At 68.1% G+C, this 25021-nt stretch carries 28 protein-coding genes; 11 read left to right on the forward strand and 17 right to left on the reverse strand.

Features of this window, described 5'->3' with window-relative positions:
• Positions 1–2 precede the first annotated feature (2 nt).
• The gene (locus tag ROP_RS18480) at positions 3–1217 is read right to left on the reverse strand and encodes a cytochrome P450 (protein WP_012690931.1); all 1215 of its coding nucleotides are present in this window, start codon (positions 1215–1217) and stop codon (positions 3–5) included.
• A 124-nt stretch (positions 1218–1341) separates the two neighbouring features.
• Here ROP_RS18480 and ROP_RS18485 point away from each other — a divergent pair, with 124 nt between their 5' ends.
• Positions 1342–2355, forward strand: a complete 1014-nt coding sequence (locus ROP_RS18485) for an AraC family transcriptional regulator (RefSeq protein ID WP_012690932.1) — start codon at positions 1342–1344, stop codon at positions 2353–2355.
• 12 nt (positions 2356–2367) lie between these two features.
• On the opposite strand, the gene ROP_RS18490 is transcribed toward ROP_RS18485, so the two are convergent.
• The 5 genes from ROP_RS18490 to ROP_RS18510 all read right to left on the reverse strand — a co-directional run bounded on the left by ROP_RS18490 (position 2368) and on the right by ROP_RS18510 (position 6401).
• Entirely contained in the window at positions 2368–3636 is a 1269-nt protein-coding gene (locus tag ROP_RS18490; protein WP_012690933.1) for an acyl-CoA dehydrogenase family protein, read from the reverse strand.
• A gap of 89 nt (positions 3637–3725) precedes the next feature.
• Complete coding sequence (locus tag ROP_RS18495; RefSeq protein WP_012690934.1) at positions 3726–3962, reverse strand: tautomerase family protein; 237 nt, start codon at positions 3960–3962, stop codon at positions 3726–3728.
• The gene (locus ROP_RS18500; protein WP_012690935.1) at positions 3962–4753 is read right to left on the reverse strand and encodes a 2-keto-4-pentenoate hydratase; all 792 of its coding nucleotides are present in this window, start codon (positions 4751–4753) and stop codon (positions 3962–3964) included. Before ROP_RS18500 ends, ROP_RS18495 begins: the two co-directional genes overlap by 1 nt.
• Positions 4753–5547 carry a 2-keto-4-pentenoate hydratase gene (locus ROP_RS18505; RefSeq protein WP_012690936.1) on the reverse strand — a complete coding sequence of 265 codons (795 nt, stop codon included), beginning with the start codon at positions 5545–5547 and terminating at the stop codon, positions 4753–4755. The genes ROP_RS18500 and ROP_RS18505 overlap by 1 nt, the downstream gene beginning before the upstream one ends.
• Positions 5548–5585: 38 nt before the next feature.
• Positions 5586–6401: an IclR family transcriptional regulator gene (locus ROP_RS18510; RefSeq protein WP_012690937.1), complete on the reverse strand. Its 816-nt coding sequence runs from the start codon at positions 6399–6401 to the stop codon at positions 5586–5588.
• Positions 6402–6659: 258 nt separating this feature from the next.
• Here ROP_RS18510 and ROP_RS18515 point away from each other — a divergent pair, with 258 nt between their 5' ends.
• Both ROP_RS18515 and ROP_RS45275 read left to right on the forward strand, forming a co-directional pair.
• Complete coding sequence (locus tag ROP_RS18515; RefSeq protein WP_012690938.1) at positions 6660–8213, forward strand: AMP-binding protein; 1554 nt, start codon at positions 6660–6662, stop codon at positions 8211–8213.
• Between the two features lie 309 nt (positions 8214–8522).
• Entirely contained in the window at positions 8523–8960 is a 438-nt protein-coding gene (locus ROP_RS45275) for a nucleoside/nucleotide kinase family protein (protein ID WP_419789314.1), read from the forward strand.
• A gap of 1 nt (position 8961) precedes the next feature.
• Here the strand turns inward: ROP_RS45275 and ROP_RS18525 are convergent, their stop codons facing one another.
• The gene (locus ROP_RS18525) at positions 8962–9963 is read right to left on the reverse strand and encodes a Gfo/Idh/MocA family protein (RefSeq protein WP_012690941.1); all 1002 of its coding nucleotides are present in this window, start codon (positions 9961–9963) and stop codon (positions 8962–8964) included.
• A 1-nt stretch (position 9964) separates the two neighbouring features.
• Positions 9965–11149, reverse strand: coding sequence for a Gfo/Idh/MocA family protein (locus ROP_RS18530; RefSeq protein WP_043824949.1), 1185 nt, complete (start codon positions 11147–11149; stop codon positions 9965–9967).
• An 85-nt stretch (positions 11150–11234) separates the two neighbouring features.
• Between ROP_RS18530 and ROP_RS18535 the strand changes: the two genes are divergently transcribed.
• Positions 11235–12293, forward strand: coding sequence for a LacI family DNA-binding transcriptional regulator (locus ROP_RS18535; protein WP_231868946.1), 1059 nt, complete (start codon positions 11235–11237; stop codon positions 12291–12293).
• Positions 12294–12318: 25 nt separating this feature from the next.
• On the opposite strand, the gene ROP_RS18540 is transcribed toward ROP_RS18535, so the two are convergent.
• Both ROP_RS18540 and ROP_RS18545 read right to left on the reverse strand, forming a co-directional pair.
• Positions 12319–12678, reverse strand: a complete 360-nt coding sequence (locus ROP_RS18540; protein WP_012690944.1) for a universal stress protein — start codon at positions 12676–12678, stop codon at positions 12319–12321.
• Between the two features lie 36 nt (positions 12679–12714).
• Positions 12715–14133, reverse strand: a complete 1419-nt coding sequence (locus tag ROP_RS18545; protein WP_167315960.1) for a sugar porter family MFS transporter — start codon at positions 14131–14133, stop codon at positions 12715–12717.
• Between the two features lie 177 nt (positions 14134–14310).
• Between ROP_RS18545 and ROP_RS18550 the strand changes: the two genes are divergently transcribed.
• A complete protein-coding gene (locus tag ROP_RS18550) occupies positions 14311–14949 on the forward strand; it encodes a TetR/AcrR family transcriptional regulator (protein ID WP_012690946.1) in 639 nt (212 codons plus the stop codon).
• The gene (locus ROP_RS18555) at positions 14946–15608 is read left to right on the forward strand and encodes an enoyl-CoA hydratase-related protein (RefSeq protein WP_012690947.1); all 663 of its coding nucleotides are present in this window, start codon (positions 14946–14948) and stop codon (positions 15606–15608) included. Before ROP_RS18550 ends, ROP_RS18555 begins: the two co-directional genes overlap by 4 nt.
• 31 nt (positions 15609–15639) lie before the next feature.
• Here the strand turns inward: ROP_RS18555 and ROP_RS18560 are convergent, their stop codons facing one another.
• The 3 genes from ROP_RS18560 to ROP_RS18570 are packed head-to-tail and all read right to left on the reverse strand — an operon-like array spanning position 15640 to position 18298.
• A complete protein-coding gene (locus ROP_RS18560; RefSeq protein WP_012690948.1) occupies positions 15640–16839 on the reverse strand; it encodes an acetyl-CoA C-acetyltransferase in 1200 nt (399 codons plus the stop codon).
• 32 nt (positions 16840–16871) lie between these two features.
• Positions 16872–17534: a 3-oxoacid CoA-transferase subunit B gene (locus ROP_RS18565; RefSeq protein ID WP_012690949.1), complete on the reverse strand. Its 663-nt coding sequence runs from the start codon at positions 17532–17534 to the stop codon at positions 16872–16874.
• Entirely contained in the window at positions 17531–18298 is a 768-nt protein-coding gene (locus ROP_RS18570) for a CoA transferase subunit A (protein ID WP_012690950.1), read from the reverse strand. Before ROP_RS18570 ends, ROP_RS18565 begins: the two co-directional genes overlap by 4 nt.
• 197 nt (positions 18299–18495) lie before the next feature.
• Here ROP_RS18570 and ROP_RS18575 point away from each other — a divergent pair, with 197 nt between their 5' ends.
• A complete protein-coding gene (locus ROP_RS18575; protein ID WP_043824951.1) occupies positions 18496–19278 on the forward strand; it encodes an IclR family transcriptional regulator in 783 nt (260 codons plus the stop codon).
• 14 nt (positions 19279–19292) lie between these two features.
• Here the strand turns inward: ROP_RS18575 and ROP_RS18580 are convergent, their stop codons facing one another.
• The 4 genes from ROP_RS18580 to ROP_RS18595 form a co-directional block, all read right to left on the reverse strand.
• The gene (locus tag ROP_RS18580) at positions 19293–19532 is read right to left on the reverse strand and encodes a DUF6400 family protein (protein ID WP_043824953.1); all 240 of its coding nucleotides are present in this window, start codon (positions 19530–19532) and stop codon (positions 19293–19295) included.
• Between the two features lie 184 nt (positions 19533–19716).
• Positions 19717–20271 (reverse strand): YceI family protein, encoded by a 555-nt coding sequence (locus ROP_RS18585; RefSeq protein WP_012690953.1) that lies wholly within the window; start codon positions 20269–20271, stop codon positions 19717–19719.
• 118 nt (positions 20272–20389) lie between these two features.
• A complete protein-coding gene (locus ROP_RS18590) occupies positions 20390–20866 on the reverse strand; it encodes a carboxymuconolactone decarboxylase family protein (protein WP_012690954.1) in 477 nt (158 codons plus the stop codon).
• 22 nt (positions 20867–20888) lie between these two features.
• Complete coding sequence (locus ROP_RS18595) at positions 20889–21350, reverse strand: MarR family winged helix-turn-helix transcriptional regulator (protein WP_012690955.1); 462 nt, start codon at positions 21348–21350, stop codon at positions 20889–20891.
• Positions 21351–21452: 102 nt separating this feature from the next.
• On the opposite strand from ROP_RS18595, the gene ROP_RS18600 reads away from it, so the two are divergent.
• The 4 genes from ROP_RS18600 (at position 21453) to ROP_RS18615 (ending at position 24934) form a co-directional block, all read left to right on the forward strand.
• On the forward strand, positions 21453–21962 hold the full coding sequence (locus tag ROP_RS18600; protein WP_012690956.1) for a VOC family protein: 510 nt from the start codon (positions 21453–21455) through the stop codon (positions 21960–21962).
• Between the two features lie 22 nt (positions 21963–21984).
• Complete coding sequence (locus ROP_RS18605; protein ID WP_012690957.1) at positions 21985–22761, forward strand: pirin family protein; 777 nt, start codon at positions 21985–21987, stop codon at positions 22759–22761.
• A gap of 164 nt (positions 22762–22925) precedes the next feature.
• Positions 22926–23867 carry an alpha/beta hydrolase gene (locus ROP_RS18610; protein WP_043824954.1) on the forward strand — a complete coding sequence of 314 codons (942 nt, stop codon included), beginning with the start codon at positions 22926–22928 and terminating at the stop codon, positions 23865–23867.
• The gene (locus ROP_RS18615) at positions 23864–24934 is read left to right on the forward strand and encodes a quercetin 2,3-dioxygenase (RefSeq protein WP_012690959.1); all 1071 of its coding nucleotides are present in this window, start codon (positions 23864–23866) and stop codon (positions 24932–24934) included. The genes ROP_RS18610 and ROP_RS18615 overlap by 4 nt, the downstream gene beginning before the upstream one ends.
• Positions 24935–25021 lie beyond the last annotated feature (87 nt).

Raw genomic sequence — 25021 nt, forward strand, 5'->3', positions numbered from 1 at the left:
GGTCACACCTCCCAGGTGACGTGCAGGCCCTGCGGCCCGCGGAACGTCCATCCCCAGAACTGCGGGGCGCGGTCGGGATCGGGCTCGATGTTCGGGATCGTCTCGAACAGTTCCTCGAGAGCGATCCGCACGATCGCGGTCCCGAGATACGTTCCGGCGCAGGCATGGTTTCCCGCCCCGAATGCCAGGTGCGGCATGATCGGCCGATCGACCTCGTAGGCCTGGGCGTTCTCCCAGACGGACTCGTCGCGGTTGGCCGAGCCGTATGCCAGCATCACCGGTGTTCCGGCGGGCAGGTCGACACCGCCGACCGTGACCTCGTGGTTGGCGACCTTCACCGCGGCACTCCAGATAGGGGCCACCCAGCGCGCGCCCTCGTTGACGGCGCGTGGAATGAGGGTGGGGTCGTCGACGACGCGTTCGAGCTGGTCGGGGTGCTGGAAGAGTCCGGCCAGCGTCGTCGTCATGACGTGCCCGGGCTCCTGGAGCGCGCCGAGCAGGAACACGTAGATGTTCGGGTAGATCTCGGACCGGTCCCGGACCGCCCCGTCGGGCATACCGTCGTGCAACCAGTGCGAGATCAGGGTGTGGTCGGGATGGTCGGTCCAATGGTCGAGCATCGGGTCGACGGCGGCGATGATCTCGACCTTGACCCGGTCACCGGCCTCGAACGGCGCAGGATTGGCGAAGTGCCCGTTCTCGTCGACTTCCGCGTTCCCGTAGGACTGCGCCAGTGTCTGGAACCAGCGCACCAGTGTCTCCGACGGGATTTCGGTGAGACCCATCAGGTCCCCGACCGACCGCACGCTGATCGGTGCGAAGTAGGCCTCCTGGATGTCTGCAGCTCCCAGATCCTCGATCCCTTCGAGGAGGCTGCGCGCCTGCGGCCGGACCAGCGCTTCGACATAGGAATCCACCGCGCTGGGCCGCAATTGCGGATCGATCCATTCGCGAATCTTCCTGTGCTGTTCGCCATTGGACGCCAGTACGGTACCTTCACCGAAGGTTCGCCCACCCGAGGGTGCGATCACCGTGGACCACGTGTCGGAGTCCTGTGCGATCTGCAGGCAGAGGTCGCGGGACGCCACCACGTGCATCCCCACCGCGGGGACGAACGCAACCGGTGCTTCGCGCCGAAGCCGGTCGTAGATCGGGTTCGGGTCGCGGTCGAGTTCCTCCATGGTGATCGATTCGATCCACGTGGTGCTGGTGGTCATGGCGTTGCCTCCTCTGAGGTGGTGCGCGAGATTCGAAGTGGGCGCGGCGGGGAACCTTTCGGGGATCGCCCGCGCCGGGAGTGCCTGTGATCTGGAACACTAGGAGGCGGAGGTGCGATCGAACATGACCGACAGTGCACAGAAGGATGACTCCGCCTGCACCGAGAACGCCGCTGCGATGGTGCTGAATACTCGCGAGCTGGAGTCGACGGAAGGCCGCACGCGCTGGGCGGACACCCTCGACTCCACTTACTGCGAAATGGACGTCGACTGGCCCGACCGGGACGCGCAATTCGCCGCGGAATTGACGGTGCGGCCCTTCGGCGAGCTGACCGTCAGTGTGGTGCATGCCGATCCGCACACGGTGGTACGCACGCCGGAGATGATCCGGTCCGACCCCAACGACGACTACCTGCTGTGCCTGATCACACGAGGAACGGCCACTCTCGAGCAACATTCGCGGACCGCGGTCCTCGAACAGGGAGCATTCGGCATCCTCGACTCGGCGGCACCGTTCGTCGTGGACGGGAAGACCGAATTCGAGCAGGTGGTGCTGCGCGCTCCCCGTCAACTGCTGATCTCCCGGCTGTCCGTGGAGGCCATGGGCGAGGTCACCGGCCTGGGAATTTCCGGGCAGCGCGGGATGAGCGGTCTCGTCTCCCGTTTTCTCGTCGATATCGCGACCACCGACGCCCGGTTCTCGGTGGGTTCCTCGGCATCGGTCGCCGCCTCCGCCGTCGATCTGCTGACGTCCGCACTCACGGAGCAGGCGCCGCCCCTGACCGCGACGAAACGGATCCACCACGACGACCTCCGGACGGTGCAGCAGACGATGGCGCGGTACCTGCACGACTCCGATCACTCGACGGCAGAGATCGGCGTCGAACTGGGAATGTCGGTGCGCTACATCCACAAACTGTTCAGTCTCGCCGGCACCACGCCCCGCACGTGGCTGTACCAGTTGCGTCTGGATCGCGCGCGGGGACAGCTCCTGGACACCGACTCGACGGTCGCCGAAATCAGCGAACGCGTCGGTTTCCGCGACGTCTCACACTTCAGCCGCGCATTCCGCAAACGGTTCGGCGCCAGCCCCGCGCATTTCCGCGAGCAGCATGGCGATTCGCGTACGGACCGTTAGGTCCGTACGTCCCTATCCGGTGTGTCCGCGTCCGAAGATCTGACGCGCCAGCACCCAGCGCTGGATCTCGTTCGCCCCTTCGTAGATTTCGCCGATCTTGCTGTCGCGGTAGATGGCCTCCACCGGACCCTCCGTGTCGTCGGCCCCGAGTGACCGGACGAAGCCGAGTCCACCGAAGGCCTGCACGGCATCTCGGGCGATCCGGGCCGCCAGATCGGTGCCTCGAAGTTTCGCCATCGCCGCCTCGGGTTCGGGGAACCGCTCGCCGGCATCGAGGCGCAGCGCCGCCTTGAGGTAGAGGCTGCGGGCCGCCTCGAGGTCGGCGGCGTAGTCGGCCATCACGAACTGCCAGTGCTGCTTCGAGGCCAGCGAACCACCGAACGCCTGCCGCGACTTCAGATGGGCCACAGTCCGATCGAATGCGGCCTGCGCCATGCCGACGCCCGCGGCGCCGATCCCGATCCGTCCGTAGGTGAGGGTCTGCAACGCGATGCGCAGGCCGCCGCCGACCCGCCCGAGCACCGACTCCGGGCCGAGGCGGACGTCGTCGAGGTGAACGTCGGCGGTGATCTGCCCGCGGTTGCCGAGTTTGCGATCGGGGGTGCCGATCGTGACTCCCGCCGCACTCGTGGGCACGATGAAGGTCGTGAGGGTGTCCCCGGTGCGGGCGAGCACCACCACGACACCGGCGACGACGGAGTTGGTGATCCACCGCTTGCGGCCGCGCAGGATCCATCCGTCACCGTCCGGGATCGCTTCGGTGGACACGGCGTCGGGAGACAGGTCGCTCGACGCGCCCGGTTCGCTGGTCGCGAAGGCGCCCACCATCTCGCCGTCGACGATCGGTCGCAACCAGCACCGGCGTTGGTCGTCGGTGCCCTGGTCGAGCGCGGTGCCCGCCAGGATGCAGTGCACGTCGTAGATCGCGGCGACGCTGTTGGAGTAGTACGCCAGTTCCTCCACGGCCACCGCGGTCGCCGTGGCGCGGTGCGTCAGGCCCGCGCCGCCGACGTCGGCGGCGAACGGGATCCGGAACAGCCCCTCGGCCGCCATGGCCTCGAACGCGTCGCGTGGGAAGCCGTCGAGCCGCTCGTCACCACCGGCGATGCGGTGCGCGACGGGAGCGACGACGCGGGTGGCGAAGTCACGCACCCTCGTGCGAAGGTCGCGAACCTCGTTCGGCGACAACAGGTCGTGATACAACTCGTCGGCCATCCGGTCGGGGGCCTGCGGTGTCTGCGTCGGCTCCGCGACGAGGGTGACGGGACTGTGCGGGGTCATCGGATCTCCTGGGACGGCGGGGTGCGTACCTTCCCTGTGTAGTCCGGGTCGTGTCTTCGTCTCGCCCCCCGATCGCAATGCCCGACTCGTCAGGTGCCGACCTCGGCGGCCGTTCCGGATACCCGGATGGTCGCCGCCTCCTCCCGTTCGGCGAGCGTGACGTCGCCGGCCGCGAAGTGCGTGCTCGGTGTCTCCCGCACGATCACGCGCACGTTCGCGACAGGTGTCCCGACCGCCCGGTGTGCGGCGTGGGTGAGTTCGGAGATGAGCCGGCGTAGTTCGTCGGGGCTGCGGCCCTCGGCGAGCGTGACCTCGATGATCGGCATCAGTGACCTCCCGCCACGGTGATCGTGCCCAGATTCGTGAAGTGGGCCGCGATCCGGGCGCCCGGTTCCATCGGGACCGCGTCGGTCATGCCGCCGGTGAGTATTACCCAGCCGGCCTCGATGGCGTGCCCCCGCGCGCCGAGCGTGTTGGCGGCGAACGCCAGCGCTTCGGCCGGATGTCCGTGTACCGCAGCGCCGGTCGCGGAATCGACGATTTCGCCGTCCACCTCGAGCAGACAGGCCTCGAGTGCGAGGTCGAGGTCCTCGGGTCGACGGCTGATCGGCCCGGTGACGTAGCGGCCGGACGAGTTGTTGTCGGCGACGGCGTCCATCATCGAGAACTTGTAGCCCGAGAACCGGCTGTCGATGATCTCGATCGCGCCCACCACGTGATCCACGGCGGCCAGCGCCGTCGCCGCGCTCACTCCCGGGCCCGCCAGGCGCCGTCCCATGACGAAGGCGATCTCCGGCTCGGCGCGCGCGTGGATCAACCGGTCCCGGGGCACCGCATCGCCGATCGGGAGGATCATGCGGTCGGTCAGCCAGGCCGTCGACGGGGAATCCACGCCCACCTGGCGTTGCTTCGCCTTCGACGTGACACCCAGTTTCACCCCGGTGATCTTCTCGCCGCGCGCCACGCGGATGTTCAGGGCGAGGTCCTGGGCGGCGTACGCCGTCGCGAGGTCCAGGCCGTCCCACTCGGCCCTGATCGACGTCTGGGCTGTGGCGGAGTCTTCCGCCCGCAACAACCGGTCGGCGACGAGGGCCGCGCTCCACGTGTCGGTGCCCATCACTGTTCCTCCTTCGAGTCGAGCACGGCCGTCACACTGCCGAGCCCGGCGATCTGCGCGACGATCGAATCGCCCGGCTTCACCGAAAATGCCCTGGTCATCGAGCCGGGAAGTACTACATGGCCGGGCTCGAGGGTCACGCCCATCGGTCCGACGGTGTTCGCCAGCCACACCAGCGCGTTGATCGGCGAGCCGAGGACGGCGCCACCTGCGCCGGTCGCCACGAGTTCGCCGCCGATGTGCAGGGTGCACCCGGCCAGTCGCAGGTCCACGTCGTTCAGCGCGACCGGCCGGCTGCCGAGGATGACTCCGCCGGAGGACGCATTGTCGGCGATGGTGTCGAAGATGCCGATCTGCCAGTCCCGGATCCGGGAGTCGACGATCTCGAGGGCAGGCAGGACGAAGTCGACGGCCCGGACCGCCTCGGCGACGGTGACCCCGGGTCCCGTCAGCGGCCTGCCCAGCACGAACGCCACCTCGGGCTCGATCCGCGGTTGCAGGAACCGGTCAGCCGGGATCGGCTGGTGTTCGAGGTGGAACATGCTCGCGGTCAGGTGCCCGAAGTCGGGTTGGTTCACGCTCATCTGCCGTTGGATGGCCCGTGACGCGAGGCCCACCTTGTGGCCCTTGACGACGTCGCCGCCCAGGGTCCACTCCTCGACCTGCAGTTGCTGGATGCGGTAGGCGAGCTCGATCGACGCGTCGGGGTGTTCCGGGGTGAGCGGGTCGATCGGTTCGCCCGTCCGATACACCTCCAGTAATCGGTCGGCGGCCTTGCGTGCGTCGGTATCCATGGCACCTCTGTTTCGGGTCGGACGGTCTGGTGTACAGGTCAGGAGGCCAGCGCGCGCCGGCCGGGTTCGGGAACGTCCCGGGTCGTGGTCGGAACGGCGTGGTTCGCGTTCGCGACCGCGTGGGAGACGTCGCGGGCCGCCGCCATGACGGCGCGGGTGAACTCGGCGCGCCGGGGCACGAAACGGCTGACCGGGACGCTCATGCTCACCGCGGCCACCACCGAACCCATGTCGTCGCGGACCGGCGCGGCCACGCAGTGGACCTCCGACACCGCTTCGCCGAGGTCGTAGGCATGGCCGGACGACCGCGCCACCGACAGCGCGTCGAGCAACGCCCCCGCGTTGGTGATCGTGGACGGCGTGTGCCTTCGCAATGTGCGTCCGGCCAGGTAGCGGCGCAGTTCGTTCTCTTCGAGGGCGGCGAGCAGAACCTTGCCGACGGCGGTGCAGTGTGCTTCGAGGCGGGCGCCGACGCGTGCGCCCTGCACGGTGATGTTGTGCGTGCCGACCACCTTGTCGACGTACAGCACGTGCCACCGCTCCATCACCGCGAGGTGGCTGGTCTCGCCGAACCGCTCGACGAGGCCTTCGATGATCGGTGCCGCGCAGGACCGCACGTCGACGGTGCCCCGCAGGGTCTCGCCGAGTTCGATGACGCGCCAGCCGATCCGGTAACGACCCCGCGTGCGGCACTGCAGCAGCCCGGTGTCGACCAGGCTCGACAGCAGCGCGTGCGCACTCGACCGGGGAACGTCGATGGCGGCCGCGACTTCGGAGACTCCCCATTCCGGTTGTGCGGCGGTGAACAGGTCCAACACCGGCCCGATCTTCTGGACCGTCTGCAGTGTCGCCACGGTGTCCGTCCTTCCATCCCACGGCTCGACGGGAAAGCAGGTGCGCACCTCGTCGAGCGTCTGTGATCTGAAACACTAAGAAGAACGAGGCCGCCGGACCATGACCACCAGCGCATGAATGGATGACTGCACGCGCACCGCCGCGCAGACTGATCCCTTTTTCGGGCCGACCCGCCCCGCCTCGCGAGCGGAGAACGTACCGTCGGAGGTGGTTTCGGTTCGTGCCCCTGTCGACGTATGGAATCCGTAGGAGAAATCGTGTTCGTCCCGTTCAGTGTCACCGATTTCCTCGACCGCGCCGAGACCGTGTACGGGAATCGGACCGGTGTGGTCGACGAACCCGATCAACCCGCACCCAGCCAGGGCTCGCTGACCTACGCCGAGGTCGCCGACCTCGCCCGCCGGCAGGCCGCGAAACTCGACGAACTCGGCATCGGCGTCGGGGAGCGGGTCGCGATCGTCAGCCACAACTCGAGCCGGCTGCTGACCTCGTTCTACGGGGTCGGCGGCTGGGGCCGGGTCCTGGTCCCGGTCAACTTCCGGCTGCGCCCCGAGGAGGTGCGCTACATCGTCGAGGACTCCGGTGCCCGCGTCCTCTACGTCGACCCGGAACTCGCGGACGCCTTGAACGAGGTCGAGTGCGAGCACAAGTTCGTCCTGGGCTCGGATTCCGACCTCTACGCCGCGCCCGGGGCGGAGCCGCGTCCGTGGGAGCCGGACGAATCCGCCACCGCCACCATCAATTACACCTCCGGGACGACCGCCCGCCCGAAGGGTGTGGAGATCACCCACCGCAACATCTGGGTCAACGCGGTCACCTTCGGCTTGCACGCCGGGATCAATGACCGGGACGTCTACCTGCACACGCTGCCGATGTTCCATTGCAACGGCTGGGGTCAGCCGTTCGCCATGACCGGCGTCGGCGCCCAGCACATCGTCCTCCGCAAGGTCGACGGCGCCGAGATCCTGCGGCGGGTCCGTGATCACGGGGTCACGTTGATGTGCGCGGCCCCGGCGGTCGCGGCCGCGGTCCTCGACGCTGCCGAGAGTTGGGAGGGTGAGATCCCCGGCCGGGACCGGGTACGGATCATCATGGCCGGGGCACCGCCGCCGACGAAGACCGTCGTCCGCGTCCAGGAGGAACTCGGCTGGGAGTTCATCCAGATCTACGGCCTCACCGAAACGTCCCCACTGCTGACCGTCAACCGCACCCGTGCCGAATGGGACGACCTCGACCCCGAAGCGAAGGCCGCGAAACTGACGAGGGCCGGCGCCCCGGCACTCGGCGTCCGGCTGACCGTCGAAGAAACGGAGGACGGCGCCGGTGAGGTGCTGGCCCGGTCCAACGTCGTGATGGACGGCTATTGGGGCAAACCCGAGGAAACGGACGAGGCTTTGGCCGGCGACTGGTTCCATACCGGGGACGGCGGCGTCATCGGCGACGACGGGTATCTGACCATCGCCGACCGCAAGAAGGACGTGATCATCACCGGCGGCGAGAACGTCTCGTCCATCGAGGTCGAGGACTGCCTGTTCTCCCACCCGGCCGTCGCCGAGGTGGCGGTGATCGCCGTGCCGAGCGAGAAGTGGGGAGAGACGATCAAGGCCCTGGTCGTGCTGCACCCCGACGTCCAACCCGACAGCGCCACCGAGGCGGAACTGATCGGCTGGTGCAAAGAGCACCTCGCCGGCTACAAGGCGCCGACGTCGGTCGAATTCCGCGACGAGCTGGCCCGGACCGCCACCGGGAAGCTGCAGAAGTTCAAACTGCGCGCCCCCTACTGGGGCGGACAAGCGCGTCAGGTCAACTGACGTCGTCGGCACGTCTAACGTGACCGTAGGAGAGGTGGACCGACTCGAGGAACTCGTGGGGCGGGCGCGGGTGCTCGCCGCACCGGGCACGCGCCGAGTTCTCGGCATCACCGGACCGCCGGGTTCGGGCAAGAGCACCGTGGCTGCGGCGGTACTCGCGGCGCTGGGTTCGTCCGCGGTGGTCGTGCCGATGGACGGATTCCACCTGGCGGGTGCGGAACTGGGCCGCCTCGGCCGGGCCGATCGCAAGGGCGCACCGGACACCTTCGACGCCGCCGGATACGTGGCGTTGTTGCGCCGACTGCGGAACTGGGCCGCCTCGGCCGGGCCGATCGCAAGGGCGCACCGGACACCTTCGACGCCGCCGGATACGTGGCGTTGTTGCGCCGACTGCGGGAACGCGGGGGCGAGACGGTGTACGCCCCCGAATTTCACCGCGAGGTCGAGGAATCCTATGCCGGGTCGATCGCGGTCCCGCCGGACGTTCCGCTTGTGATCACCGAGGGCAACTACCTCCTCCTCGACGAGGGACCGTGGTCGGCGGTGCGTGACCTGCTCGACGAGGCGTGGTTCCTCGCCCCGGACGGGGACGAGCGCGTCGCCCGCCTCGTCGAGCGGCACGTCCGGTTCGGCAAGTCACCCGACGAGGCACGAGAGTGGGTGCGGCGCAGCGACGAACGCAACGCCGCACTGGTCGCACCCGGTCGCGCCCGCGCCGACGTGGTCGTCCTCGGCGACCCCGTGTGACTCAGGCCGGGTACTCGATCGTCTCCATGCGACCGCTGGTGAGTGAGCGGGTCGCGGCCTCGGCGATCGCCTGTGCTTTCAACGCTTCGGACAGGGTCGGCCCGATGGCGGCGCCGTTCTCCAGCGCGTCGACGAAGTGGTCGAGCGCGGTGCGGTAGCTGGCCCGGATCCGTTCGAACCATCCCGCATGTAACCCGTCGTCGACGACGCGGCCCGCGCTGTACCGGGACACGGACCCGGCGCGCTGGCGTCGTGCCTCGACCATTCCCGTGGAACCGAGCACCTCGATGCGTTCGTCGTAGCCGTACCCGATCCGCCGGGTGGAGTCGATCTGGACGAGCGCGCCACCGGGAAGGCGCAGGGTGACGGCCGACGTGTCGACGTCGCCGTAGTCGGCGAGGCGGGGTTCGACGAGCGTGGACCCGGTCGCGAAGACGGACTCGGGATCGAGCCCGGAGATCCACCGCGCCAGGTCGAAGAAGTGGACGGTCTGGTCGCGCATCTGCCCGCCCGAGACCGCGATGTACTCGAGGGGCGGCATCGCCGGACCGCGGCTGGTCATCTGGATCAGCTCGACCGAGCCGATCTCGCCGGACGTCACCACCCGCTGCAGTTCGGCGTAGTCGCGGTCGAAGCGGCGGTTGAAATCGACCATCGCCCGCAGCGATCGGGAGTCGGCGAAACGCACGACGTCGACGGCGCGCGCGAGGTCGAGATCGATGGGCTTCTCGCACAGGGCCGGGATTCCCGCCGTCGCCGCGGTGTGAAGGTGCTCGGCGTGGGTGTCGGTGGACGACGCGATGAAGACGGCGTCGATTGCCGTGGCGTCGAAGACCTCCGCGAGGTCGGTGGTCGCGCGACTGCCGTGGCGCTTGGCGAGGTCTGTCGCGCGGGCGAGGTCGATGTCGAAGACGAGGGCCAGGTCGACGTCGGGGTGCGCGGCGAGGTTGGCGCCGTGCACGCCGCCGATGAATCCGGCTCCGATGAGGGCGAAACGCTGCATGTCAGATACCGACCTTTTCGTGTGCGAATGCGGGGACGACCCAGGCGGAGTCGGCGGCGGAGGAGGCGGCCGTCGCCTCCACGAACTGGACGCCGATCAGGCCGTCGCGCCCGGTGGGGAAGGACAGATCGCCGATGGTGGTGGGCTCGCCGTCACGGCGGGCGCGGAGTTCGTCGGCGAGGTCGCGGTAGAAGTTCGCGAACGCCTCGAGGAAGCCCTCGGGATGCCCGAGGCCGGGGCGGGTGAGCCGGGTGGCGTCCTCGGACAGCGTGCGCATTCCCTGCGCGAGGATCGTGGTGCCGCCGTCGAGGTCGCGGACCGTCAGGTGGTGCGGGTCCTCGTGCCGCCATTCGACGCTCGCGGTGTCGCCGAAGACCCGGATGCGCAGGCCGTGCTCGTTGCCGGTGGCGGCCATGCTTGCCCACAGCGTCGCGGGAGCCCCGTTGGACAGGGTGAGACGCACGGTGGCGTTGTCGAACACCCGCCGTCCGGGGACGAGGGTGTCCAGTTCGGCCGACATGCGGGTGGCCTCGAGGCCGGTGACGTACCGCAACAGGTGGAAGGCGTGGGTCCCGAGATCGCCGACGACGCTGGGGAAGCCCGCGACGTCGGGGTCGGTGCGCCACCGTGCCTGGCGGTGTTCGCCGAGTTCGAGGGGCGTCGCCGCCCACCCGGACGCGTGTTCCACCGTCACGAACCGGATCCGCCCGAGGTCGCCGTCGCGCACCATCCGGGCCGCGTGCCGGACCATGGCGTAGGCCGAATAGCAGTGCGGGACGGCCAGGATCGCACCGGAAGACTCGGCGATCGCGACGAGTTCCGCGGCCGACTCCGAGTCGCGGGTGAGGGGCTTCTCGCACACCACCGAGATGCCTGCCTCCAGGAACGTGCGGGCGATGTCGAAGTGGCTGTCGTTCGGCGTGGTCACGGCCACCACGTCGACGCCGTCCTCGCGGGCGGCCTCCCGTTCGGCCATCTCCTGATAGTCGCGGTAGGTGCGCTCGGCCGGCACGCCGAGGCTCTCCGCGATCTGCGTCGACACCGCGGCGTCCCGACCGAAGACCCCCGCCCGTAGGTCGTACCGGTCGTCCAGGCGCATCGCGTAGCGGTGGGTCTTGCCGATGTCGGCCCCCCGACCACCGCCGACCATGCCCGCGGACAGTCGCGGGCTTCCGTGCTTGCTCAACTCGGCTCCTTCCGAAAGGGACAAGCGTGGACCGGTCCCAGTTGTGATGAGCGTAACACGGCTTCGGCTCCATATGCTGTCCCTCGTGAACGAATCAGATCCCGGCACGGGTGCGGGCGCACCATTGTTTCGCCCACCGACGATTCGCGACGTGGCCGCACGGGCCGGGGTGTCGAAGTCGCTGGTGTCCCGGGTGCTCCGCGGCGAGGCGAATGTCAGCCCCGCACGCCGCGAGCAGGTCACGCAGGCCATGAAGGAACTCGACTACCGGCCGAACACCATCGCCCGCGGACTGTCCGAATCCCGCAGCGGCACGGTCGGGGTGATGCTGAACGACCTGCGCAACCCGTGGTTCGTCGAACTGCTCGAGGGGATGACGACGACGCTCGACGCCGTCGGAATCGCGCCGGTGCTGGCCGACAGTCATCTGGACCAGCGCGTCGGGCGGGACACCGTCGAGACCCTGCTGTCGCAGCGGATCGACGGGTTGGTGGTGGTGGGCACCACCGACGCCGGGCCCGCGATCGAGCGGGCCGCCGCCCTCGTTCCCGTCGTCCTCGCCGGAACTCACGAACCGAGTCTTCCCAACGTCGACATCGCGGCGGACGACGACATCGCCGGTGCCCGGATGGCCACCGAGCATCTACTGAATCTCGGCCACCGGCGGATCGCCTACCTGCAGGGTCCCGGAGTGGTGGGCACCCTGCGCCGCGACGGGTTCACCGAGGCGATGACCGGGGCCGGGTGCGGCGACCTCGCGTCGGTGCAGTTCGCCGGCATGACCGAGGAGAGCGGATACGTCGCGGCCGGTCGTGTTCTCGACGCCGAAACCCGGCCGACCGCCATCCTCGCGTTCAACGACGTCACGTGCGTCGGGGCGTTGTCGGCGGCCGACGACCGCGGCCTGAGAGTCCCCGACGACCTGTCGCTCGTCGGATACGACGACACGTATCTCGCGCGAATCCGGCATCTGTCGCTGACGTCGGTGAACAACGGCAATTTCGCGGTCGGCGCGCAGGCCGCCAAGTTCCTGCTGCAGCGGTTGGAACGACCGTCGCAGTCGCGGCGAATCCACCTGCACACGCCGACGCTCAGTGTTCGCCGCTCCACCGCGGCACCCGGGAGCCTTCCGGCGGAGGGGTAGCCGCGGTGGAGAGTGAAACCGGCTTCTATTGAGGGGTTTTCACGGCGAGCACCGGAATCGGCGATTGCAGGATGAGCCGCTGGCTCACGCTGCCGAGAAGCGCCTTGCCGACCGCGCTGCGGCGCTTGACTCCGATCACGAGGCGTTCGATGTCGGGCCGGTCGTCGAGGAGGTCGAGCACGGCGGTCGCGGGATCGCGGTCGCCGCGGCCGATCCGGTCGAGGACGGTCACGCCGTCGTCCGCGAGGGTATGCACCTCTTCGGGTTCGGTGAGGGAGAGGTTCACCACCAGGAGGTCGGTGCCCAGCATCGCGGCTTCCTTCTTGCCGGCGAGGAGGGCTTCCGATCCTTCGGAGGTATCGGTCACTGCAACGAGCACTGTCATGGGATCAACCTTTCACGGGACACGGTGCGGCGACTGTCACGAATATTCGCGCCGGAACTGGTCTTCGAGCTCCTCGAGGGAGCGGCCGCGGGTTTCCGGGACCTGGGTCTTGATGAAGACGAGGGCCAGTACGCCGAGGCCCGCGAAGATGAAGAAGGTCGCACCGATCCCCAGTGCGGCGACGACGGGCGGGAAGAGCAGCGCGACAAGGGCGTTGGCGATCCAAAGTGCGAAGATGCAGACACCGATGGCGAAGCTGCGGATCTTCAGTGGGAAGATCTCCGAGAGCATCAGCCACACCAGCGGGCCGATCGTGCCCTGCATCGAGAAGACGAACAACACCACGAACGTCAAGATGAGATACGCCTTGACGGTGCCGTCGGGCAGCAGGAACGCGGACAGGCCGACGAGCACGTGGAACGTGGTGGTGAGGGTGAAGCCGCCGATGAGCATCTTCCGGCGGTCGATCCGGTTGATCAGGGCGACGCCGGTGAGGACGCCCAGCACGCTGAACAGGCCGTTGAGGGTGTTCGCGACGATGGCGGCGTTGGACGAGAATCCGGCGTCGCCGAGCAGTTGGGTGCCGTAGTACATCACCGAGTTGATGCCGGTGGCCTGCTGGAACACGCCGAGACCGACGCCGATGAAGATCAGGCGGCGGATCCACTTCACCGACAGGTCCGCGGCACCGCCGGTCTGAGACAGCTTTTCTTCCTCGGCGAGCGCCCGGACCTCCTCCATCTCGGCACGCGCCCGCTCCGGGGATCGAACCTGGAGGAGAACGGCGAGCGCTTCGTCGTCCCGGTCCTGCGACATCAGCCAGCGCGGGCTCTCCGGCATCCGCAGCATTCCGGCGAACAGGACGAGTGCGGGAAGTACGGCGACGAGAAGCATGAAGCGCCAAACGCTTTCGTGCTCTCCCCAGATGTTGAAGATGACGGCGTTGATCACGAAGGCGGCGAACTGTCCGACGACGATCATGACCTCGTTGCGTGAGACCACGCTGCCGCGCCGGTCGGCGGGAGACATCTCGGCGAGGTAGACGGGCACCGTTGCGGACGCGCCGCCGACGGCGAGGCCGAGGATGAAGCGGAACAGGGCGAGTATCTCCCACGTCGGGGACAGCACGCAGCCGAGTGTGCCGATCATGAAGATGATCGCGAGAACCAGGATGTTGTGCCGGCGTCCGAAGCGGTCGGACATCCGGCCGCCGACCAGAGCGCCGAGTGCGGCGCCGAAGATCAGGATGCTCACCACGAAGCCCTCGGTGAACGACGTGAGGTGGAGGTCTTCCTTCAGCGGTGCGAGTGCGCCGTTGATGACTCCGGTGTCGTATCCGAAGAGCAGGCCGCCGAAGGTGGCGACGACGGCGATGATTCCGAGTCTGTGCGAGTGGCGCCCGGGGGCGTCGGTAGTCGGGGACGGGGCGGTAGTTCGGGTGAGATCGCTGGCCATGAACATCTCCTCGACGTATTCCATGTGCAGAACACGTAATGTGTTTATGTCCGGACAAAGCTAACGCATTGTGACTCGGGGCACAACGGCTAGCCAATCACCGGTCGGCGCACACACGGCAGGCGGTCGATTCCTACCCGCGAGTAATAGAACGCATGATCTGTTATTGTCCGGCGTATGCCCAGGCCACGCGTGCACGATCTCGACGAGGCGCTCGATACTGCCGAACGGCTGGCCGTCGAGGGCGGCCCGAGCGCGGTGACCCTGCGCGCGGTCGCCGCTGCCACGGACATGTCCAACGGTGCGATCTATCACGCGTTCGGGTCGCGGGGAGGGTTGGTCGGCCGTGCCTGGCTACGGGCCGCGCAGCGATTTCTCGACCTGCAACAGGAAGCGGTCCAGGAGGCGCTGGGGCGCGGTCCCGTGGACGCCGTCGTCGCGGCCGCCGACACCCCCGCGGTCTTCGCCGAGCGGTTCCCGCAGTCGTCGCGTCTCCTGCTCACCGTGCGCCGCGACGAACTGCTCGGATCGGATATCCCCGAGAACGTCGCCGACGAGTTGACGCGGCTCGATTCCGTCCTCGTCGAGTTGTTCGTCCGGTTGGCGCGCGCCCTGTGGGGGCGCAAGGACGGGCGCGCCGTCGAAGTGATCGAAGCGTGCGTCGTCGGACTCCCCACCGGACTGTTGCTTCGGGCCCGGCGAAAACCGGACGCCGCGATGCGACAACGACTGGAAGCGGCGGTCCGTGCCGTCCTCGCACTCGACCCCCCGCCTCCGGGGAAACGTCACGACAGCACCACGAAAGGTTCCCGATGACCGCCACCCTGACCTACCGCGACAAGATCGCCGTCCTCGACCTCGGCGAAAACGAAAACCGGTTCTCCCCGGAGTGGCTCGACACCGCCGATCGTCTCCTCGACGACGCGCAGGAGAACGGTGCACAGGCGCTGGTCACCACGGCCACCGGCAAGTTCTACTCCAACGGCCTCGACCTGGACTGGCTGATGGCCAACGGCGACCGCGCCGACTGGTACGTCGGACGCGTCCAGGCGCTGTTCGGCCGGATTCTGACGCTGCCGATGCCGACGGTGGCCGCGGTCAACGGGCACGCGTTCGGCGCCGGTGCCATGCTGGGCATCGCCCACGACTACCGGGTGATGCGGTCGGACCGCGGGTTCTACTGTTTCCCCGAGGTCGACATCCACATTCCGTTCACGCCGGGAATGGCGGCGCTGATCCAGGCCAAGCTGACGCCGCAGACCGCGATCACCGCGATGACCACCGGCCGCCGGTACGGCGGCACCGAGGCTCACGCCAGCGGACTGGTCGACGGGACCGCATCCGAAGGTGCGGTCCTCGATACTGCCGTCGACCTGATCGCCCCGCTCGCGGGGAAGGACGCCGGAACGCTCGGTGCGATCAAGGCCACCATGTTCGCGCCGGTCGTCACCGCCCTCGCGGCGGGTCGATCATGACAACGTGAAACCTACTGCGCGAGAGTGAAGGTCACTCTCCCGGAACGTGGAGGATCAGGGCGTCGCCCTGTCCGCCGCCGCCGCACAGCGCGGCGGCGCCGGTTCCACCACCGCGGCGCTTCAGCTCGAGCGCGAGGTGCAGCACGACCCGTGCGCCGGACATGCCGAGCGGGTGCCCGATGGCGATGGCTCCGCCGTTCACATTGACCCGCGACGGATCGACCCCGAGTTGCCGGGTCGACTCGATGCCGACGGCGGCGAAGGCCTCGTTGATCTCGACGAGGTCGAGGGCGGAGGGCTCGAGACCGTCACGGGCGCACGCCTTCTCGATGGCGTTGGCGGGCTGCTGCTGCAGCGTCGAATCCGGTCCGGCGACGACGCCGTGGGCGCCGATCTCCGCGAGCCATTCGAGTCCGAGTTCCTCGGCCTTGGCCTTGCTCATCACCACGACGGCGGCGGCGCCGTCGGAGATCTGCGAGGCGGAGCCGGCGGTGACGGTGCCGCCCTTGCTGAAGGCGGGCCGCAGCTTCGAGAGCGACTCGGCCGTGGTGTCGGCGCGGATCCCCTCGTCCTCGGTGACGACGAGCGGATCGCCCTTGCGCTGCGGGATGGACACGGGAACGACCTCGTCGTCGAAGAGTCCGTTCTTCCACGCGGCTGCGGCGCGCTGATGTGAGGCCGCGGCGAACGCGTCCTGCTCCTCGCGACCGATCTTGTCGGTGTTCGCGTTCCGGTCCTCGGTCAGCGCGCCCATGGCCTGGTCGGTGAAGATGTCGTACAGGCCGTCGTAGGCGAGGTGGTCGACGAGGGTGGTGTCGCCGTACTTGAATCCGCCCCGGGAACCCGGGAGCAGGTGCGGCGCCTGGGACATCGACTCCTGCCCACCGGCGACGACGACATCGAACTCGCCGGCGCGGATCAGCTGGTCGGCGAGCGCGATGGCGTCGAGACCGGACAGGCACACCTTGTTGACGGTCACGGCGGGCACCGACATCGGGATGCCCGCGGCGACCGCGGCCTGCCGGGCCGGGATCTGACCGGCACCGGCAGTGAGGACCTGCCCCATGATCACGTACTCCACCAGCTCCGGTGCCACCCCGGCCTTGTCGAGGGCGCCCTTGATGGCGATGCCGCCGAGATCGGATCCGGAGAGGGTGGCGAGCGAACCCGTCAGCCGGCCGACGGGGGTCCGGGCCCCGGCGACGATGACGGACCTGGTGCGTGAAGTCATGGGAGTGTCCTTGGTGTCGTGTCGAATGTCGGTCAGACGAGCGCGGATTCGCGAATCTCGAGGGGGGTTCCGGTGGCGGCGACGACCTCGTCGACGGTGACACCGGGGGCGACCTCACGCAGGGCGAGGGTGCCGTCGCCGACCACGTCGATGACGGCGAGGTTGGTGATGATGCGATTGACGACGCCCTGGCCGGTGAGCGGCAGGGTGCAGGTGTCGATGATCTTGGGGTTGCCGTCGCGGTCGGTGTGCTCCATGAGGACGATGACGCGGCTCGCCCCGTGCACGAGGTCCATCGCGCCGCCCATGCCCTTGACCATCTTGCCGGGGACCATCCAGTTGGCGAGGTCGCCGGTGCGGGATACCTGCATGCCGCCGAGGACGGCGGTGTCGATGTGGCCGCCGCGGATCATCCCGAACGACAAAGCGGAATCGAAGAACGCGGCGCCGGCGTTGACGGTGACCGTTTCCTTGCCGGCGTTGATCAGGTCGGCGTCGATGTTCTCCTCGGTGGGGTACGGGCCGGTGCCGAGGATCCCGTTCTCCGAGTGGAGGGTGACGTTGACGTCGGTGCCGAGGTATCCGGGGATGAGCGTCGGCAGGCCGATGCCGAGGTTGACGTATTCGCCGTCGACCATCTCCGCGGCCGCGCGGGCGGCCATCTGGTCACGTGTCCATCCGTTGGTGCCGGTCATCGAGTGGCTCCTTCCGTGCTGCTGACTGTCCGCTTCTCGATCCGCTTGTTCTGGGGGCCGGTCTCGACGATGCGCTGAACGAAGACTCCGGGCAGGTGTACCTGGGCGGGGTCGATGGTGCCTGCGGGGACGAGTTCCTCGACCTGGGCGATCGTGATCTTGCCGGCCATGGCCGCGAGGGGGTTGAAGTTCAGTGCCGTCTTGTCGAAGACCAGGTTGCCGGCGGTGTCGCCGCGCAGCGCGTGGACCAGGGCGAAGTCGGCGGTGATGCCGAGTTCGAGGACGTAGCGCTTGTCGCCGAACTGCCGGGTTTCCTTCGCGGGCGACGCGAGCGCGACGGAACCGTCGGCCGCGTACCGCCAGGGCAGACCGCCGTCGGCGACCGGGCTGCCGACGCCGGCGGGGGTGAAGAACGCGGGGATGCCCGCACCGCCGGCGCGGAGGCGTTCGGCCAGCGTGCCCTGCGGGGTGAGTTCCACCTCGAGCTCACCGGAGAGATACTGGCGGGCGAATTCCTTGTTCTCGCCGACGTACGACGCGGTGACACGGCGAATCTGGCGCGCGCTCAGCAGGATCCCGAGCCCGTGGTCGTCGACACCGCAGTTGTTGGAGAAGACCTCGAGGTTCCCGACACCCGAGTCGGCGAGCGCGCGGATCAGCGAGTCGGGGATTCCGCACAGGCCGAATCCGCCCACGGCGATCGTCGCGCCGTCGGACACATCCGCGACAGCTTCTTCCGGGGTGTCGAACACTCTCGATCCCATGTGCATCCTTTCCTCAGGCCGCCGAACCCGGCGAAACCGCCTTCCCGCGACGTCTCGTCCATCCAGTGAACGATCTCTGCGCGGGCTTTGCTCCACTAAAAGGGGTCACACCCTGCATTTCAAGGAGTTCGAGCATGTTGCTCGCGGTTCGAACGGCGCAGACGAGAGTGTTCACTGAGTGGACGTATACTGCGCTGATGGACGACGTACAGCGGCCGCAGGTGATCCAACGGGTGAGCGCACTCCTGCGGGCCATCGGCGCCCTCGACACGTCGGGATCCTCGACGACCGCACTGGCACGCGAGACAGGTCTCGCTCGCCCCACGGTGCATCGCCTGCTCGTCTCGCTCGCCGAGGAGGGGCTGGTCGACCGCGACCTGAAGTCGGGCAAATGGTCGCTCGGGCCGGAGTTGTATCTGCTCGGATCGCTCGCCGCCGCCCGCTACGACATCACCGACCGGTCCCGCGGCATCCTGCGCGACCTCGCCCGCGAAACCGGCGAGAGCGCGTTCCTGTCCGCCCGTCGCGGCGACGAAACGGTCTGCATCGCCAGTGAGGAAGGCAGCTTCCCGCTGCGGTCGCACGTGCTGCACATCGGCATCCGATTTCCGCTCGGGGTGGCGTCGGCGGGGATGGTCATCCTGTCGCACCTGCCGGACCGCGAGATCGACGACTACCTGGCACGCGCGGACGTCACCGGCGAGTGGGGGTCGCAGCACAGCCGGGAGAAGATCGCCGAGCGCATCGCGGAGACCCGCCTCAACGGCTACACCGTCAACCCCGGTCTGCTCGTCGAGGGCAGTTGGGGGATGGGCGCCGCCGTCTTCGACACCCAGGGATCACCGGCCTGGGCGTTGAGTATCACCGGGGTGGAAAGCCGGTTCCGTGAGGAACGACGCCGGGAAATGGGAGAACTCCTCCTTCGCCAGGCGCACCGGCTCACCCAGCTACTCGCCGATCGGCCGCGGAGCCGCGGCTGAAGTCCGCGGTGGGATCAATCGGCAACACGGCCCACCGTCCGATCCGGGAGCACACCCGCCTGCACCAGTTCGTCGTAGATGCGCTGCTGCTCGGGGTCGAGTCCGGAATACAGCATGTCGTATGCCCGCTCTTCCTCCGCCAGGACGGCGACGGGATCCCAGTCCTCGCCGATCGCTTCCAGGACAGCGCTGCGCCGGCGCGCCTCGTCCAGCGTGAGGTCGAGAGCGAACGTGAGTTCGGAGTCGCTACCCATGTGGTCACCTTCGTTTCGCGGTCGCCGACACCGAACGGGCTCCGACGTCGAAGGGGTCAGGGTCACTCGAGGCGGTCCAAGATCACAATGACGTGGATCACGTCGATCGAAAGTGGTGCGCCGCGGTCACGACGACCGCGCCCCGTCGTCCGGGTGGACGACGGGGCGCTGGTGGTCGGGTGGGTCAGGCCTGCAGGCCGGCCTCGATCTCGAGGGTGATGGTGATCTTGTCGCCGACGACGGCGCCTCCGCCTTCGAGGGGCATGTCGATGGTGATGCCGAAGTCCTTGCGGTTGAGGACGGTGGTGGCTTCGAAGCCGGCGACCGGTCCGTTGCCCATGCCGGGGTTGACGCCGTTGAACTCGAGGGCGAGCTCGACCTGCCGGGTGACGCCGCGGAGGGTGAAGTCGCCTTCGACCACGTAGTCGTCGCCCTTGGCGCGGACGGCGGTGGAGGTGAAGGTGGCGGTGGGGAACTGCTCGGCGTCGAAGAAGTCGGCGGACTTGATGTGGGCGTCGCGGTCGGTGTTCTTGGTGTCGATGGACGCGACCTGGATCTCGGCGGTGACGGCAGTGGTGCCGTCCTCGGCGACGGTGATCGCGCCGGCGAAGTCGTTGAACGTGCCGCGGACCTTGCTGACCATGAGGTGGCGGACGGAGAAGCCGACGGTGGAGTGGACGGTGTCGATGGCCCAGGTTCCGGCGGTGAGGTTGGGGAGGGTGGCGGTGGCGGTGGTCATGAAAACTCCTTGACGTGAACGGGCACTCGAATCGAGGTAATTGAATCTGCAACTACAAAGGTAGAGAGAAGTCGTTGCGATGTCAACTAAAATCTTTTGGAGGGTGGGTGAGCTGCGCTTACTGCTTCGGCCGGACCTGATGGCGGCTGACGATGGAGATCCGATTGAAGGCGTTCATCGTGACGGCGATCCAGCTCACCGTGGACATCTCCTGCTCGGACAGGAATCGCCGTGCGAAGGCGTAGTCGGCCTCCTGACTGTGTGCGTCCGGCAGGGTGGTGATCGACTCGGCCAGGGTGAGGGCCGCGACCTCACGTTCGGAGAACAGCGTCGTCTCCCGCCACGCAGGCAGGACCGCGAGGCGCTGCTGGGTCTCGCCCGCCGCGAGCGCCGCGGCGACGTGCACGTCCAGGCAGTAGGCGCAGCGGTTGATCTGGGAGACGCGCACGTTGATCAACTCGACGAACCGACGGTCCATCCCGGCCTCGGTGGTCGCGTGACGGATGGCCTTGGCGACGCCGATCTGCGCCTGATAAACGGCCGGACTCCGCTTGTCGATGTGGACGTAGTCGTTCTCCGTGGACGTGCTGCTCATGACCGGCCTTTCGGTGGGTGGCTCAGGGATTTTCCAGCAGGTGGGCGCGCATCTCGCCGAAGTCGTGCCCGAGGATGGCGACGTCCCGGGGGCTGAGCAGGTCGAACATGTCCCGGCGCACCTCTGCCACGTGTCCGGGGCTGGCGGCGGCGAGCTTCTCGGCGCCGGCGTCGGTCAGCTCGGCCAGCATTCCCCGCTTGTCGTCCTCGCACTCCAGTCGGCGCACCCAGCCCGCCTCGACCAGCCGGTTGATCGCCCGGGTCACGCCACTGCGGGTCGTGGTGACCGCGTCGGCGAGTTCGCGCATCCGCAGTTGTCGCTGCGGGGCCTCGGACAGCACGACGAGAAGTTCGAAGTCGGTGAACGAGATGCCCGCGTCGCGGGTGAGCTGTCGATCGAGCGCCTGCAGCAGCAGTCGGGTGGCGTCCAGGTAGGCGCGCCACGTGTTCTGTTCCTCGGCGCTGAGCCATCTGGTCGGTTCCACGGGACCAGCATATCTCAAGTAGTTGACAGCGCAACTACTTGGTGTACGGTGGTGATAGTTGAAAGCGCAATCATCGGCGGTTCGCGGAGAGAGGTTCGGGCAATGAGCACCACAGACGAGCAGGAGCGGTCCCAGAGGTTCGCCGAGCAACGCGACCGGATCCGCTCCGAGCACCTGAAGCCCGTGTCGTCGCGGCCCGCGTCCTCGGCCCGCGGACTCCACCACACCGCGCTGATCAGCAGCGACGTCGAGCGCACCGTCCGGTTCTATCAGGATCTCCTCGAGTTCCCGCTCACCGAACTGATCGAGAATCGCGACTACCCCGGTTCTTCGCACTTCTTCTTCGACATCGGCAACGGCAACCTCCTCGCGTTCTTCGACTTCCCGGGCCTCGAGATCGGCCCGTACCAGGAAGTGCTCGGCGGACTCCACCACATCGCGATCAGCGTCGAACCCGACCGGTGGAATCACCTGCGCACGAAACTGGTCGACGCCGGCGTCGAACTCGTCGAACACAGCGAGGTGTCGATGTACTTCCGCGACCCCGACGGTGCCCGCCTCGAACTCATCGCCGACCCACTCGGCGAAATGTACGGCTCACAGGTTCTGTGAGAATGCTGGAAAGGATTCACGCATGACTGCCGCCACCACCTCACCCCGCCTCGACGTCCGCCGCGCCGACGACCGCTTCAAGACGAACGTGGGCTGGCTCGATTCCAAGCATTCCTTCTCGTTCGGCAACTTCTACGACCCGGCCAACACCCACCACGGTGTGCTCATGGTCAACAACGACGACATCGTCGTCCCCGGACAGGGTTTCGACACCCACCCGCACCAGGATATGGAGATCGTCACCTGGGTGCTCCAGGGTTCGCTGGTGCACCAGGATTCGATGGGCCACTCCGGCGTCATCTACCCCGGACTCGCCCAGCGCATGAGTGCGGGAACCGGAATCCTGCACTCGGAGAAGAATGACTCGTGGCGACTGAAGGGCGACGCCGACGAGCACAGCGAACCCGTCCACTTCGTCCAGATGTGGGTCGTCCCCGACGAAGCCGGGATCACACCCGGCTACGAGCAACTCGAAATCGACCACGAGCTGCTTTCCGGCGGACTGGTCCCTGTCGCGTCGGGCATGCCGGACCACGCCGACCACGCGGCGATCCGCATCAAGAACAAGTACGCCGCAATGCATGTCGCACGGCTGCAGCCCGGCCAGGCGCCGATCACCCTGCCCGACTCCCCGTTCCTCCACGTCTTCGTCGCGCGCGGCGAAGCCTCGCTGGAGGGGGTCGGCATCCTCGCCGAGGGTGACGCCGTCCGGCTCAGCGGTGGCGGTGGACAGCAGATGACCACCGATACCGGCGCCGAGATCATCGTGTGGGAAATGCACGCGGCGATCGCCGGGTAACCGCCGCCGCGGTGGACGGACGTCGGCGGACGGCGAATCCGGTTCTTCCGCCCGGGTTGCGAAGGCTGCTACAGTCCTGGGCAGGCAGTGACCTACGGAAGGGCCTTACAACCGCGCGAGCGGCGACCCAGGCCCGGGTCCTGCATCCGAAGGAGCTCGATCCCTTGGACACGGCTTCGACCGTCGTCCGCCGATCCACCGTCGAGTACGCCCCCGGGCTGCTACTCGATCTCGTCCGTCCCGCCGAAGCAGCGCATCCCTCGCCTGCGATCGTGTGGCTTCACGGAGGTGGATGGCGGCTTCAAGACCGCGCTGCATGCCCGGACCTGGTGCAGCACTTCGCAAGACACGGCTATGTCATGGTCAGCATCGACTACCGCCTCGCGCCCGGCACCTGCCATCCCGGCCAAATCTTCGACGTCCGGCGGGCGGTGCGCTGGCTCCGCGCCAACGCCGGTGACCACGGCATCGACCCCGACCGGATCGGTGTGTGGGGCTCGTCGGCCGGCGGGCATCTCGCCGCGCTGGCCGGAGTGCACTCGGCCACAACACGATTGCCCGGGGAAGGTCCCGTGACCGTCGGCAGTGCGGTGCAGGCCGTCGTCGACGGCTATGGGCCCACCGACCTGCCCGGTCTCGTCGACCTCTCCGCGCAACGGACACCGGCCGAGGACTGTTCTCCCGAGGCGTCGCTGCTCGGCGGTGCGATCCGGGACCGGTTGAACGCGGCGCGATCCGCGAGCCCCGCACTGCAGGTGACGCCCGGAGCGCCGCCGTTTCTGATTCTGCACGGCCTCGGCGACACTCTGGTGCCGTCCACGCAGAGCGTGGCGTTGTACGACGCGCTCGTCGCGCACGGCAACGACGCCGTCCTCTACCTGATCGAGGGTTTCGGGCACGGGTTCTTCAACCCCGGCCACGTTCTCGAACTCGGCCCCGACCAGACCCTCGACCAAGGACACCTCGAGCGAAATCCGCACGCGCCGGCCTCGACCCACGCAGTGAGCGACTTCGGGCGCGCCTTCATCGACAACTATCCCTCCGCATCGTTCGCGGCGGTCGAGGCGTTCTTCTCGCACACACTGAAATCAGGAACCCACCCATGACCCTCTTCGACATCCCCGCCCTCGACGACGTCCACACCGCCGCTCCGCAACTCGACGTCCTCCCCGGGCGGTGCGTGCCCTACGCCATGGCCGCCGGTGAGGGCGAGCGCCACGAACTCGGCGGGCAACTGATCACCATCATCGCCCGTCCGGAAGACACCGGAGGGCAATTCGGTGCCGCATATGTGTACGGCGGCAAGGGAATCGAGACTCCGTTCCTCGCTCACGATCGCGAGCACCGGTTCCTGTACGTCACCGACGGACGGCTGCAGGTGTGGTTGCCGGGCGAATCGCACCTGCTCGTGCCCGGCGACTCGGTCACCGTCCCGGCCGGGACGCCGTACGCGTACCGCATGCTCGCGCACCGAACACGGTTCCTGAGCTGGCTCACCGTCGGCGACGGGCACCGGTGGTCGCAGGCCACCGGCCGCGTCACCCAGTCGCACGTCTTCGACGCCGCGGCGGCGCCGATGTCGGACGCGCGGCAATCCGAACTCGCAGACCGGTTCGGTATCCGCTTCCACGATCTGGAGAAGAAGGACCTGCCTGCGGTGACGGGCACGGCGCTCCCTTCAGGGGAGTCGCCCTACGTGCTGCAGGCCGGCGAGGGCGACCGCTGGGCGAGCCTCGACCAGCTGAACACGTATCTCGCGCGGCCCCGCAACACCGGCGGAACGTACTTCGCGATGCACACGATGGGCGGCAAGAGTGCGTACATTCCCCGTCACTTCCATCGCGAGCACACCGAGAACTTCTTCTGCATCGAGGGGCGGATCCTCCTGCACGCCAACGGCCGGGAGATTCTCCTGACCAAGGGCGATTTCCTCCACGCTCCCGCCGGAACCATCCACAGTTTCGCGTTCGACAGCCACGACACCCAGATGCTCGGCCTGCTGACCACCGGTGTGTTCGAGAAGTTCTTCGAGTACATGAACACCCCGACGGACGCGCACGTGCACACCGAGGGCGGCGACACGGCGTTCCCGGCGGAGGGGTTCGCGCGGGCGCGTGCCGAGCTGGACCTCGAGGTCGTGGGGCCGCCGCCGGCCCGGGGCGACGGACGGTGAGTGCCTCCCGGCGGGACGGCGAAGGGTGGTCCCCGACCCCTCTGACCTCCGTTCTCGGGCGTGTCGCACGAGTGTGAGACTCGTCAA

It is taken from the genome of Rhodococcus opacus B4 (assembly GCF_000010805.1).
GTDB classification, from domain to species: domain Bacteria; phylum Actinomycetota; class Actinomycetes; order Mycobacteriales; family Mycobacteriaceae; genus Rhodococcus_F; species Rhodococcus_F opacus_C.

Coding starts and splice junctions, on each gene's coding strand:
- ROP_RS18480 (WP_012690931.1), bottom strand. CDS start 1,217: ATGACCACCAGCACCACGTGGATCGAATCGATCACCATGGAGGAACTC.
- ROP_RS18485 (WP_012690932.1), top strand. CDS start 1,342: ATGACCGACAGTGCACAGAAGGATGACTCCGCCTGCACCGAGAACGCC.
- ROP_RS18490 (WP_012690933.1), bottom strand. CDS start 3,636: ATGACCCCGCACAGTCCCGTCACCCTCGTCGCGGAGCCGACGCAGACA.
- ROP_RS18495 (WP_012690934.1), bottom strand. CDS start 3,962: ATGCCGATCATCGAGGTCACGCTCGCCGAGGGCCGCAGCCCCGACGAA.
- ROP_RS18500 (WP_012690935.1), bottom strand. CDS start 4,753: ATGGGCACCGACACGTGGAGCGCGGCCCTCGTCGCCGACCGGTTGTTG.
- ROP_RS18505 (WP_012690936.1), bottom strand. CDS start 5,547: ATGGATACCGACGCACGCAAGGCCGCCGACCGATTACTGGAGGTGTAT.
- ROP_RS18525 (WP_012690941.1), bottom strand. CDS start 9,963: ATGCAGCGTTTCGCCCTCATCGGAGCCGGATTCATCGGCGGCGTGCAC.
- ROP_RS18540 (WP_012690944.1), bottom strand. CDS start 12,678: ATGACAGTGCTCGTTGCAGTGACCGATACCTCCGAAGGATCGGAAGCC.
- ROP_RS18545 (WP_167315960.1), bottom strand. CDS start 14,133: ATGGCCAGCGATCTCACCCGAACTACCGCCCCGTCCCCGACTACCGAC.
- ROP_RS18550 (WP_012690946.1), top strand. CDS start 14,311: ATGCCCAGGCCACGCGTGCACGATCTCGACGAGGCGCTCGATACTGCC.
- ROP_RS18555 (WP_012690947.1), top strand. CDS start 14,946: ATGACCGCCACCCTGACCTACCGCGACAAGATCGCCGTCCTCGACCTC.
- ROP_RS18560 (WP_012690948.1), bottom strand. CDS start 16,839: ATGACTTCACGCACCAGGTCCGTCATCGTCGCCGGGGCCCGGACCCCC.
- ROP_RS18565 (WP_012690949.1), bottom strand. CDS start 17,534: ATGACCGGCACCAACGGATGGACACGTGACCAGATGGCCGCCCGCGCG.
- ROP_RS18570 (WP_012690950.1), bottom strand. CDS start 18,298: ATGGGATCGAGAGTGTTCGACACCCCGGAAGAAGCTGTCGCGGATGTG.
- ROP_RS18575 (WP_043824951.1), top strand. CDS start 18,496: ATGGACGACGTACAGCGGCCGCAGGTGATCCAACGGGTGAGCGCACTC.
- ROP_RS18580 (WP_043824953.1), bottom strand. CDS start 19,532: ATGGGTAGCGACTCCGAACTCACGTTCGCTCTCGACCTCACGCTGGAC.
- ROP_RS18585 (WP_012690953.1), bottom strand. CDS start 20,271: ATGACCACCGCCACCGCCACCCTCCCCAACCTCACCGCCGGAACCTGG.
- ROP_RS18590 (WP_012690954.1), bottom strand. CDS start 20,866: ATGAGCAGCACGTCCACGGAGAACGACTACGTCCACATCGACAAGCGG.
- ROP_RS18600 (WP_012690956.1), top strand. CDS start 21,453: ATGAGCACCACAGACGAGCAGGAGCGGTCCCAGAGGTTCGCCGAGCAA.
- ROP_RS18605 (WP_012690957.1), top strand. CDS start 21,985: ATGACTGCCGCCACCACCTCACCCCGCCTCGACGTCCGCCGCGCCGAC.
- ROP_RS18615 (WP_012690959.1), top strand. CDS start 23,864: ATGACCCTCTTCGACATCCCCGCCCTCGACGACGTCCACACCGCCGCT.